Source organism: Rhodococcus sp. P4_B6, from assembly GCF_056402215.1.
Window position 1 is genome coordinate 1 of record NZ_JBFUHV010000228.1, and the last position, 11413, is coordinate 11413.

At 67.5% G+C, this 11413-nt stretch carries 13 protein-coding genes and 1 pseudogene; 6 read left to right on the forward strand and 8 right to left on the reverse strand.

Annotated features, from left to right (window positions below):
* Nucleotides 1-569: tyrosine-protein phosphatase (locus tag AC1DWT_RS45755; protein WP_477925806.1), on the forward strand; the 569-nt coding region annotated here is incomplete at its 5' end.
* A 37-nt stretch (nt 570-606) separates the two neighbouring features.
* Here the strand turns inward: AC1DWT_RS45755 and AC1DWT_RS45760 are convergent.
* Complete coding sequence (locus AC1DWT_RS45760; protein WP_074933972.1) at nt 607-1089, reverse strand: DUF1707 SHOCT-like domain-containing protein; 483 nt, start codon at nt 1087-1089, stop codon at nt 607-609.
* A gap of 103 nt (nt 1090-1192) precedes the next feature.
* Here AC1DWT_RS45760 and AC1DWT_RS45765 point away from each other — a divergent pair, with 103 nt between their 5' ends.
* Nucleotides 1193-1711 carry a PadR family transcriptional regulator gene (locus AC1DWT_RS45765; RefSeq protein ID WP_095864326.1) on the forward strand — a complete coding sequence of 173 codons (519 nt, stop codon included), beginning with the start codon at nt 1193-1195 and terminating at the stop codon, nt 1709-1711.
* Nucleotides 1712-1750: 39 nt separating this feature from the next.
* Here the strand turns inward: AC1DWT_RS45765 and AC1DWT_RS45770 are convergent, their stop codons facing one another.
* The 3 genes from AC1DWT_RS45770 to AC1DWT_RS45780 form a co-directional block, all read right to left on the reverse strand.
* A complete protein-coding gene (locus AC1DWT_RS45770) occupies nt 1751-2281 on the reverse strand; it encodes a hypothetical protein (RefSeq protein ID WP_072943368.1) in 531 nt (176 codons plus the stop codon).
* A gap of 78 nt (nt 2282-2359) precedes the next feature.
* Nucleotides 2360-3457 carry a calcium:cation antiporter gene (locus tag AC1DWT_RS45775; protein ID WP_095864058.1) on the reverse strand — a complete coding sequence of 366 codons (1098 nt, stop codon included), beginning with the start codon at nt 3455-3457 and terminating at the stop codon, nt 2360-2362.
* Between the two features lie 45 nt (nt 3458-3502).
* Nucleotides 3503-4102, reverse strand: a complete 600-nt coding sequence (locus AC1DWT_RS45780) for a TetR/AcrR family transcriptional regulator (RefSeq protein ID WP_206012386.1) — start codon at nt 4100-4102, stop codon at nt 3503-3505.
* A gap of 107 nt (nt 4103-4209) precedes the next feature.
* On the opposite strand from AC1DWT_RS45780, the gene AC1DWT_RS45785 reads away from it, so the two are divergent.
* Entirely contained in the window at nt 4210-4590 is a 381-nt protein-coding gene (locus tag AC1DWT_RS45785; protein ID WP_095864060.1) for a putative antibiotic biosynthesis monooxygenase, read from the forward strand.
* 148 nt (nt 4591-4738) lie between these two features.
* Here AC1DWT_RS45785 and AC1DWT_RS45790 read toward each other — a convergent pair whose 3' ends face one another.
* Nucleotides 4739-6124, reverse strand: coding sequence for a DUF2252 domain-containing protein (locus AC1DWT_RS45790; protein ID WP_095864327.1), 1386 nt, complete (start codon nt 6122-6124; stop codon nt 4739-4741).
* A 175-nt stretch (nt 6125-6299) separates the two neighbouring features.
* On the opposite strand from AC1DWT_RS45790, the gene AC1DWT_RS45795 reads away from it, so the two are divergent.
* Genes AC1DWT_RS45795 through upp form a run of 3 tightly spaced genes read left to right on the forward strand, consistent with a single transcriptional unit; the run spans nt 6300 to nt 9483 of the window.
* On the forward strand, nt 6300-7571 hold the full coding sequence (locus AC1DWT_RS45795; RefSeq protein ID WP_072943375.1) for a GTP cyclohydrolase II: 1272 nt from the start codon (nt 6300-6302) through the stop codon (nt 7569-7571).
* Entirely contained in the window at nt 7568-8833 is a 1266-nt protein-coding gene (locus tag AC1DWT_RS45800) for a URC4/urg3 family protein (RefSeq protein ID WP_072943377.1), read from the forward strand. The genes AC1DWT_RS45795 and AC1DWT_RS45800 overlap by 4 nt, the downstream gene beginning before the upstream one ends.
* A gap of 20 nt (nt 8834-8853) precedes the next feature.
* Entirely contained in the window at nt 8854-9483 is a 630-nt protein-coding gene (gene upp / locus AC1DWT_RS45805) for a uracil phosphoribosyltransferase (RefSeq protein ID WP_072943378.1), read from the forward strand.
* Between the two features lie 22 nt (nt 9484-9505).
* On the opposite strand, the gene AC1DWT_RS45810 is transcribed toward upp, so the two are convergent.
* The 3 genes and pseudogenes from AC1DWT_RS45810 to AC1DWT_RS45820 form a co-directional block, all read right to left on the reverse strand.
* Entirely contained in the window at nt 9506-9805 is a 300-nt protein-coding gene (locus AC1DWT_RS45810) for an HNH endonuclease (protein ID WP_083395875.1), read from the reverse strand.
* Nucleotides 9806-9836: 31 nt separating this feature from the next.
* Nucleotides 9837-11231, reverse strand: a complete 1395-nt coding sequence (locus AC1DWT_RS45815) for an FAD-binding oxidoreductase (protein WP_206012385.1) — start codon at nt 11229-11231, stop codon at nt 9837-9839.
* A 7-nt stretch (nt 11232-11238) separates the two neighbouring features.
* Nucleotides 11239-11413: pseudogene (locus AC1DWT_RS45820) on the reverse strand (amino acid permease); the annotation flags it as partial.

Here is an 11413-nt window from a genome sequence, read left to right on the forward strand (position 1 = left end):
ACGAATGGCCTGTCCGCACCGTCGTCGACCTCCGCAGCCCCCGCGAGTTCGCGACCCGGGAGCACCCGCTGCGGTCGGCCGAGACGGTGGTGCACCAGATCTCCCTGCTGTCAGACGCCGAGGTCGCCGCGCCGAATCAGGGGGCGAGGCTCGCCGACATCTACCAGGGCATCCTCGCGAATGCGGCGGAGCGACTCGTGGACGTCCTGCAAGTGGCGGCCACCGCGCCCGGCCCGGTGCTGCTGCACTGCGCGGCCGGCAAGGATCGCACCGGGGTCGCGGTTGCCTTGCTGTTGCGCACCGCCGGAGTCGAACCCGAGCGCATCGTTGCCGACTACGAATCGACCAACGAACACATGGCTGCCGTCCTGGCGCGCATTACCCGTTTCGCCCCTGAACTCGGTCAGGCGCATCCCAACGACCGCGATCTGCGCGGTGCCGTCCCCGAGGCGATCGAGGGTGTCCTCGACCGCTGGGATGCGCACCCGGGCGGTGTGCACGGGTGGCTGAGGGAGCGCGGTGCCGCCGATGAGACGATCCGACTCTGGACCACGCGTTTCACCGGGTGACGCAGTTCGGCTGAGCGGGACGGGTGCGGGCAGCGGCTCACCGACTCGCGACGGCTCTCATCCGGTCGTCGCGCAGAGCGTCGGTCAATTTGCTGCACCCGCTCTCGCGGCCGAGCAGGGTCCGGCCCAGTAGCACCAACCCCCATGGGCCTATCACCCACACCGGCCAGAAGTAGATCATCATCCCGGTAGCGAGCGAGATGATGCCCCAGATCGCGAAATTGATTCCGCCCGCGACGGCCCAGGCGAGCCACTCGATCTGCTGGTGACCCGGGATGCGGCGACGCGCGGGACGGTTGGGTGGTGTCGCGACCGGGGCAGTGGCAACTGCTGAGGCTGCGGACGGTAGATCGCGCAACACCTGATGCGCCTGCTGCCGGGTGGTCGATCGATAGACCTCTGCCACCCGCTGGTCGAACTCCACGATGGTCAGCCGCCCGGCGGTGAGGTGCCGCCCGAGTTCACCGACGACCTGGTCACGTTCGGAATCGGATATCCGGATGTTGTCCGCGTACTGCATCGGACCCTCCTTGGCGATGACGTTCCACTGTGGAATGTCGCTGATAACCATGATCGATATGACACAGTGGAATGTCAACCCCGATCGAGCGAAGGACCGCGAGATGGACGAACGCCCCCTCAACGCCACTGCGGCGTCRCTCCTCGGGTTCCTGCACGAGGGTTCCAAGACCGGATGGGATCTGGTGGTGACCGCGCAGGAACGCATCGGCAAGTTCTGGTCGATCACGACCAGCCAGGTCTATCGAGAACTCGCGGCAATGGAGCGTGCCGGTTTGATCGAGGCGGGGGAGCGCGGTGCCCGCGAACGCAAGCCCTACACGCTCACCGACGAGGGTCGCCGGGCGTTCGCGGAATGGATCGAGCGAGAACCCGGCCAGGAGAACATTCGCTACCCGTTGCTTCTCACCGTCGCGTTCGGCGCGCACCTTCCGCCCGAGCGATTGGCCGCGATGCTGGACTCGCACCGCGCGGCCCACGAGAGTCAGCTCGCCGAGTACGAGCGTGACGCCGCCGTGCACGGATCCAACCGATTTGCGCTGGCGACACTCGACTTCGGGATCGTGTACGAGCGCGCAGTGCTCGACTGGTTCGACCTGGTCGAGGACCGGCTGGGGCAGTGAACGTTCGATCGCGCCTCGCCGGGTGCTGGTGTCGGGCAGTCAGCCGATCACGCCGTCCTCGGTGACGACGGCCGTCGGCAGGTCCAGTCGTCGCGGAGTCCCGGCCTCGTCGTGAATCACGGTGACAAAGGCCGGAAACACGATTCGCCACGAGCCGGCGACGGGAGACAGCGCGCTCGCGGAGAAATCGGCCCACTCCTTCGGCAGCAGCGTCACCGCGACTTCGTCCAGCCACTGCGGCGTCGGGACCCGCCGATTCTGCTCCTCGGCGGGATCGACGACGAATCGCACGTTGGTGGCGATTCCCGTTCCGACGTTGCGGAGCCGGAATCGGTCGACGGGTCCACGGATGCGCTGGACGTCGAACTCGACTTCCAGCGGCCGTGGGAGCGCTTGCTGCGCGGCTTCGGCGATCCGGGTCATCGCTTCGAGTTGCTCGAGCGCCGCATCCAGTGCGACCTCCGCTTCGCGCCTGGCCTGATCGGCAAGACTCGCTTTCCTCCACGCTGCGGCAGCGGTGGCGCCGAGCAACACCGCAGTCGCCGCGCTGACCCACGATGCGGTTCTCATGCGCGGAAACTTACCCGAACGCGAATCCGGCGGGCGCGCTGGTGACGTCTCCACGGGCGGCGAGGTAGCGGACCGCGCTCAAGGGTTGACGGAGAGAAACACGTACGCGGCCAACAGCACCAGGTGGACGCCGCCCTGGAGTCGGGTGGCGCGGCCGGGTACCACCGTCAGCATGCCCACCACCACGGTGATCGCGAGCAGCACGACCTGGGTCGGACCGAGGCCGAGCAGAAGCGGCCCGTCCAGCCAGATGGACGCGACGGCGATGGCGGGGATGGTCAAGCCGATGCTGGCCATCGCGGATCCGAAGGCCAGGTTCAAGCTGATCTGGATCCGGTTTCGCTGCGCCGCCCGCACCGCGGCGAGGGTTTCCGGCAGAAGCACGAGCAGCGCGATGACCACACCGACGATGGATTGTGGCAATCCGGCATCCTCGACCGCATCCTCGATCGCGGGTGATTCCACTTTCGCCAATCCCACGACTGCGCACAGCGCCACCACCAGCAGGGCGAGGCTCATCCCGGCCATCCGGCCGGTCGGGGGCGCGGAGTTCCGGTCGCCGGTTTCCGGTTCATCGGCGATGACCGGCAGGAAGAAGTGCCGGTGCGGGCCGGTCTGAGTGAGGACGAACATCCCGTACAGCACCAGCGAGGCCACCGCCGCGAATACCAATTGGGCCGAGGAGAATTCGGGACCCGGCCGGCTCGTCGTGAAGGTCGGGAGCACCAGACTCAACGTCGCGAGTGATGCCACCGTCGCCAGTGCTGCGCCGGTGCCCTCCGCATTGAACAGCGCGACTCCGTACCTTCGCGAGCCGACGAGCAGCGACAACCCGGCGATGCCGTTGACGGTGATCATCACCGCCGCGAACACGGTGTCGCGGGCCAGCGACGCCGTCGCCGGACCACCCGAGATCATCAACGTCACGATCAGTCCGACCTCGATGACGGTGACGGCGACCGCGAGAATCAGCGATCCGAACGGCTCACCGACCTTGTGCGCAACCACCTCGGCGTGATGAACCGCCGCGAGCACCGCACCGACCAGGACCACCGCGACGGCGAGCACCAGGACTGTGCCGATGTGGCGGCCCCACGTCATGCCCAGCACCGCAACCGCGACGGGTGGTATCACCAGCGGCCACTCCGCAGCGACCGACCGCCACCCGAATGCCATGACTAGACCTTGCCAGCTCGATCCGCTCCGGTGCACCGCAATGGGTCAGGTCCGATCGGTCCGGGCGATCGCTGCGTGGGTGGCGGCTTCGACGGTCATCACGATGAATTCGCGTCTTCGTGAATCCCGGTCGTCGCGGCGAGAACGAGGTGGCGAGAACAGTCGGTCCGCGGTCTGGAGCGTGACCCAACCGTCGACCAGTGTGATCACCGTGATGAGGAGTTCCTGGGCGTCGGCCACGGAAAGGTCGGTGGCTTTCCGTGCTCCCGCAACCAGCGCCTGCGCGTGCTTCCGACGGGTTTCCTCGGCTACCGGTTCCTCGAGTTCGAGGCCTTCCCAGAACAGCAGGCGGGTGAAGGCCGGGTGCGTGCGCTGGTAGTCGAATCGACGGCCGGCGTAGTCGGCGACGGCGGACACTCCGTCTCCGGACAGTTCGACGGCGGCGAGTGACGCCGTCAGTTCACTCTCGACGACGGCGCTGAAGAACGCCTCCTTCTTACCGAAGTACTGGTAGATGCGCTCTTTGTTCACGCCTGCCTTCGCGGCGATCCGATCGACTCGGCCGCCGGCCAGGCCGAACGCACTGAACTCCTCGGCGCCGGCCTCGAGGAGGAGTCTCCTGGTTCGTTCGGTATCCCACGCCACCGGTGAATCCTACGACAAACTCCAACTGTTTGGTTGCAAGTTGCTTCGCCACGCTTTACGCTCCAAGTGCAACTGAATAGTTGGAGTTTCGAAAGGTCTGCCTCAGGATGGAATCTCTCGCTCTCGCATCCGCAGTGGTCGAGCAACTCGCCCCGGCGGTGACAAAGCCGCGCCGCAAGCGTGCGGGCCGGCCTGTCCGGGACGTCGTGTCGGTGCCGTCCATCCACCTGCGGGTCGCCGTCACCTGGGTCTCGATCTTCCCGCTCGTCACACTGGGCATGACCGTCATGACGCTGTCGGGCCCGATCACTGCCGCCTGGCCGACCTGGCTTCGAGCCTTGTCGCTGACCGGGGTCGTCGTTCCCACCGCGGTCTATTTCGTCGTGCCGCGAGTGCTTGCCTTGTCCCTCCGGTGGTTCAGCTGGCGGCGACGGCGGTCCGCCGCTGCAGAGTCCGGCCGGGAGATTCGTGTCGGAGGGGCGAGGTAGGTTTCTGATTGCGACGAAACAGGTCGCCACTCACACTCACGAATCCGAGGCATTCCGGCTCGGGTGGATACGAGGCGCAACCGCGCGTCGTATCTCGGGGGAGTGGCGATCTGTCTCGGCCCACGACGATCGAGCTGGTCGTGCCGGATCAAACCGGTTCGGCGGCGATCCGCCCCGATTTCACGGCGGCCACCAGCACTGCGTGGTCGGCTTCGGTCTGATCGGCGTAGCGGACGGCATACCGCCCGATCGCCTCGTCCAGTTCCGTGTCGCCGGCGAAGTATCCGGCGAGCGCCCGCGGATCGAGGGAGCGGGTATGCGCACGCGCGAGCAGGGCGCCCGCCAGGCGGCCGTAGTCATCGAGATGATCCTGCTCGAGACCGGTTGGATCGATGTCGCCTTTGAGGTTTCGGAACTGCCGCACGATGTAGGGGAGGCCGTCGATGGTCGTCCAGCCCAGGAGGATGTCCGATTCCGCTTGCACCAGCCGGGCGCCGTGCACGATCCGCTTGCCCTCGTGCTTCGGTTCGTCGACCGGCAGGTACGCCGCCAGTGCGGACGGCCGGGCCTGTTTCAGTTGAAGTACGAGCACCTCGTCCCGATTGCCGTGCAGCAGGGCGATATAGCTGCGCAGACCCACGCTGCCGGTTCCGACGATCCGGAACGCGACGTCGGACACGGCGAATCGGGTGATCAGGTTCCGTCGCGACTCCCGAAGCGACTCGACATAGCGTTCCAGCCCGTCGGTCACCGCATCGGCGGTCGCCTGATCCACATGGGTGAGGATCGGCGGATCGTCGATGAACCGTCGCCTGCGGATCCCGGTCTCGTGGTTCTCGATGTGGGCGGTCCATTTCGCCGCCACCTTCTCGCTCGTGTTGCGTCGCGCTTTCTGCGCGGCCTTGTCGAAGTCGTCGAGCAGAGCGTCGGCCTTCGCCCGCGCAAGCACCGACTTGTCCGGCAGCGCATTCCAGGACTGGAGGAACGGAAGTTCGGCGAGATCGCGGATGGTGCGCCGATACGACTTGACGGCGTCTTCGGCGGCCTCGGCGCACGCGCTCTCGGTCACACCGCCTTCGCGTCCGGCGAGTACCAGGCTGGCGGCGAGGCGCTTGAGATCCCATTCCCACGGACCGGGGAGCGTCTCGTCGAAGTCATTGATGTCCATGACAATGTGACCGTCCGGCGTCCCGTACAGGCCGAAGTTAGCCGCATGCGCGTCACCGCACAGCTGCGCCGTCAATCCGGTGACCGGAGAGGCGGCGAGGTCGGCCGCCATCAGACCGGCGGCGCCGCGGAAGAAGGCGAACGGCGAGGCGATCATCCGCCCGATCCGCAGCGGGACGAGATTCGCCAGCCTGCCCTCGTTGTCGGCCTCGACGAAGTCGAGCACATCCGGCCGGCCGGCGCCGGCCGCGGCGTGATCGTGTGCACGCGACGGCCCGGTTGCCTGCAACGCGCCTCCACGCGCGAAGACGTCGTCCGCCTCGTCCTGGGTTCGCAGGTCCACGGCGCGCGCTCGATTCTTCGTCACCACGGCGACACTATCGGAGGCATTTGCGCGGCCTGAACGCTCGGCGCATTCGCCGCACGACATTGTGGCTGAAGAGTGGTTATGCTTCGGTTTCCGGTCGCAGGCAGCATCCGGCGCCGGAGACACGTTCCGGAGGCATGCCGTGCCGCCGGGCCTTCCTTGACGGAGGAATGTCATGTCCGCTGAACCCGTTGCCGCGACGCCCGAAAACCCCGCCGGCCACATCCGATTGACGTCCCACAGTGGTGGCGTCGGGGCTATTCCGGTCAACTGGGGCGCACCCACGGCGTCCGAGCGCGGTCCGGTGGTCGGCACCACCACCAATCGCGCCCACCGCAACGTGATCGGGACGCACAGCGGCTCGTACAGCATCTACCGGGCTCTGGCGGTCGCGTCGGGTGCACTGTCGCGCCACCACAAGGCCGACCTCACCAACACCGCGCCCACCAACGCCATCGGCCCGTATCCGCAGTGGAGCGAGCCCGGCAAGATCGTGAGCCTGGACCCGTGGGGTGCCACGGTCGCCGAGGTCTTCGCGGCCGAGTTGGCGGCGGGGCACGACATCCGGCCCAGCATCGCCGTGACGAAGGCACACGTGATCCTGCCGGAGATCATGGAGGCGATCCAGAAAGGTCGGCTGCACCCGGACGGCCGTTTCCTGCTGCCCAGCGGTGCTGCGCTGGTCACCAAGGCGGCGATCGAGCCCGTCTGGCATCTGCCGGGTGTGGCGGAGCGCTTCCACTGCAGCGAGACGGATCTGCGGCGCGTGCTGTTCGAGGAGACCGGCGGCATGTACCCGGAGCTCGTGACGCGTTCGGATCTCGAGGTGTTCCTACCTCCGATCGGCGGGCAGACCGTGTACATCTTCGGTGACGCGCGAGACCTGGCCGATCCCGCGGTGGAACTGACCGCGCGGGTGCACGACGAGTGCAACGGCTCGGACGTGTTCGGCTCCGACATCTGTACGTGCCGTCCGTACCTCACACATGCGATCGAGGAATGTATCCAGGGTGCGCAGCGTGGCGGTGTCGGCCTGGTGGCCTACTCGCGCAAGGAAGGCCGCGCGCTGGGCGAGGTGACCAAATTCCTGGTCTACAACGCCCGTAAGCGCCAGGTGGGCGGCGACACTGCCGACCAGTACTTCGCCCGCACCGAATGCGTGGCAGGCGTGCAGGACATGCGCTTCCAGGAAATGATGCCCGACGTGCTGCACTGGCTCGGCGTCCGAAAGATCCACCGCCTGGTCTCCATGAGCAACATGAAGTACGACGCCATCACCGGGTCTGGGATCGAGGTCGGGGAGCGGGTGGACCTCCCCGCCGACCTGATTCCGGCCGACGCGCGCGTGGAGATCGACGCGAAGATGGCGGCCGGCTACTTCACCCCGGGCGCGGTGCCGGACGCCGAAGAGTTGGCGAAGGTCAAGGGGCGGGAGTTGGACGAATGAGCGTGACCGGCGTCGGTCCCGCACTGGACGTCGGGCGGGCCGAGGGTGCGGCCGCGGCCCTGCGCACCACGTCCGCCGTGCGGGAACGCGCGCAACTGCTGCTGCGTCGCGCGCGCGAGGACGGTTCACGCTGGTTCGGCGTGGACGACGGCGCGCTGCATACGGCCGCGGGCGAGGTCGTGGACGTCACGCGTGCCCGCTATCCGGACCTGAAGATTCCCTACCACAGCCGGTGGCGCCATTTCGAGGCCGGCGGAGTGGAGCGAAAGGCCGGGCTGGACGCGCGCCTGGCTGCGCTGGACGCGCCGGGCCGCGCCCGCGCCATGATCGACCTCGCCGTTGTCAGCGTGCTGCTCGATGCCGGCGCCGGTCCCGACTGGCGATACCGCGAGGCGGCGAGCGGACAGCACTTCGCCCGTTCCGAGGGTCTGGGCGTCGCGAGTTGGCACGCCTTCTTGGGCGGACTGTTCTCGAGCGACGTGACGCGGCCGCTGCAGGTCGACGCGGCCGGACTTCGTGGCCTGGACGCGGACCGGCTGGCCGAGGCGTTCCAGGTGGGTCCGTCGAATCCGTTGGTGGGACTCGACGGTCGCGTGCTGTTGCTGCGCCGACTGGGCGAGGCGCTCGCCGCGCAACCCGACGTGTTCGGTCCGCACGGCCGGCCGGGTGGACTGTTCGACCTACTGGTTGCGCCGCAGGGGCCGGCCGCGTCGACGGTGGCGGCCCACGACATCCTGTCGCAGCTGCTGACGTCGCTGTCGGGCATCTGGCCGGCGGGCAACGCCATCGGCGCCGAACCGTTGGGCGACTGCTGGCCTCACGAGGCAGTGGACGGTGCGGGTCTGACCCGGGGCTGGGTGCCGTTCCACAAACTGTCGCAGTGGCTGACCTATTCGTTGCTCGAGCCTTTCCAGTGGGCCGGTGTGCAGGTGGTGGGGCTGGACGCGTTGACGGGCCTGCCCGAATACCGCAACGGCGGCCTGCTGCTGGACACCGGCGCGCTGCGCCTGCGCGACCCCGACTGGGCTGTGTGCAGCTGGGCGGCGGGCGACGAACTGGTCGTCGAGTGGCGCGCATTGACGGTCGCGCTGCTGGACGAACTGGCCCCGCTGGTGCGCGCACGCCTGGGTCTGGATGCCCGGGAGATGCCGCTGGCCTGCGTCCTCGAGGGCGGCACCTGGGCGGCGGGCCGTGCGCTGGCACAGCGCACGCGAGGCGGGCTGCCTCCGCTCTCCGTCGTCAGCGACGGCACGGTCTTCTAGAACGAAACGAGGACGGACACATGGGGACAGTACACCTGATCGACCACCCTCTGGTGCAGCACAAGCTCACGATGATGCGCCGTAAGGATGCCTCCACCAACAGCTTTCGGCGCCTGGCGAACGAGATCTCCGCGCTGATGACGTATGAGGTGCTGCGCGACATTCCGATGCAGGAGGTCGAGATCGAGACGCCGCTCGAGGTCACGACCGGCAGGGTCATCGACGGGAAGAAGTTGGTCTTCGTCTCCATTCTGCGCGCGGGTACCGGCATCCTGGACGGCATGCTGACGATCGTGCCGGGTGCGCGGGTGGGGCATATCGGTCTGTACCGCGATCCGAAGACCCTCGTGGCGGTCGAGTACTACTTCAAGATGCCCGGCGACCTGCACGAGCGCGACGTGGTAGTGGTCGATCCGCTGCTGGCCACCGGCAATTCAGCGGTGGCGGCGGTGGAGCGGCTGAAGGAGTGCGGTCCCAAATCCATCAAATTCGTGTGCCTGCTGACCTGTCCGGAAGGCGTTGCCGCGCTGGACAAGGCGCATCCCGATGTGCCGATCTACACCGCCGCCGTCGACCGCCAACTCGACGAGCACGGCTACATCCTGCCCGGCATCGGCGACGCAGGCGACCGCATCTTCGGCACCAAATAGCAGCTGCGGTCGTTGCCGGTGGTTACGCGGGGAACCGCAACGCGAGTGCTGTCTTGATCTCGATGTGACGCAGCAGGAAGGCGCGCTCGTCGAGCCGCTTGCGCCGCAGCCAGCCGGTGACCTCGTCGTTGCATTTGCTGGCGTTGCAGGAGCCGCAGGCCGGGGCGATGTTGTCGAGGGTGTACCGCCCGCCGCGCGACAGTGCCTGTACGCAGTCGCGTTGCAGCGGCTTGTCGGTCGCACCGCAATACGCGCAGCCGCCCCACGCCTCGGTGAGCGCACTCCACTGCTCGTCGGTGAGGTCGTGCTCGACACTGTCCATCCGACGCTTGCGTTTACGGGCTCCCCTGGCCTTACGACTTCGGTTGACCGCCATCGCCACAGCGTAGGGCTCGCGACGGGTCAGACGGCAACGGGGGCACGCTCTGCTCGAAGGTGAACACGTTCTCCGGGTCGTAGGTGGCCTTGACCTCGCGCAACCGCTCGCGGTGGGAGCCGTAGTACTCGCGCTCCCAGTCCGACGCCGACGCGTTCGGCACGTTGACATACGCGCCGTCGCCGTAGGGGCGCAGCGCGCGCCAGAAGTCGGAGGCCCAGCCCAGCGCCACCGAGTTCAGGGCGGGGTCGTTCCACGCCGCGCCCGGCTCGCAGTAGAACAGCGCGTCGCGGTGCGGGAACGCGGATCCCCCTGGCGGCGCGTGCCGCACGGCCCCGCCGAAGCTCGAGCAGAAGAAGTTGCTCGTCGGGCTGGGTGTGTTGTCCATGAAGCGGACGATCAGGTCGATCGCCTCATCGGGGAACGGGCGGGTGACGAACTGGGAGTAGAACTTCCAGAGGGCGACATCGTTCGGACCCCTGTCCACGTCGCCGTACACGGTTGGCCAGGCACCCTCCGTCACCGTCACCTCGGGACTGCCGATCGTCAACAGCGAGCGCAGTTGGTCCTCTAGTTCTTGCCGCGAACCGCCGTGCAGCAGTGCAGACAGCTCGACCGCGGTGGAATCTGCCTCGAGTGCGCTCGTCAGCCGCTCGTCGGCGACCGGCGCCTCGCGCTGCCATGCTCGAAGTAGGTCACCCAGGTCGCCGTGACCAGTCCACCTCGCGACCAGGAATGTGACGTCAGACAGCTCGTGCAGTTTCAACGTGTAGGACGTCGCGATCCCGAAGTTGCCGCCGCCCCCACCACGGCACGCCCACAGCAGATCGAGGTTGCTGTGCTCGGAGGCCTCCACGACCTTCGCCGAGCGCGCACCGTCGGCGACCACGACCTCTGCGGCGAGCAGGTTGTCGCAGGCCATGCCCATAGTGCGGGTCAGAAGTCCGAAGCCACCCCCGAGAATCACGCCACCGAGTCCGACACCGCCCTCCGAGCCGGTCGGAACGACGAAGCCGTGTTGCCCGAGCGCCGCGACCGTCTCCATCTGCGTCAGACCAGTTCCCACCGTCGCCGTACCCGCCGATTCGTCGATCACGATGTTCTTCATCCGGCTGACGTCGATCACGAGGCCGCCATCGAGTGATGACCACCCCTCGAGGCTGTGGCGTCCGCTGCGGGCACGGAGGGCGATGCCTTCTTCTCGGGCCCAGCAGACCGCGTTGACCACGTCCTGCGTGTCGCAGCAGAACACGATGGCCTCGGGGTAGCGGGAATACAGGCGGTTCCAGCCGACCCGCGCCTGCTCGTACCCGGAATCGCCCGGACGCACCACGTCACCGGTGAGCACGGTGGCGGCGGTCAGAGGCGTCATACCTCGGTCAGTGCGCGAAGACATCGGCGTCTCCGGGCTCGGTGTCCAGTACCTCGCGTTTGAATATCAACAGATAGGCGAAATACACCCCGCCGGCGAGGAGCAACCCGATCGCAATCAGTATGGAGGTCAACGCACTCGAGGGCGACACGATCACGAACACCACGAAGGCCGACCACACC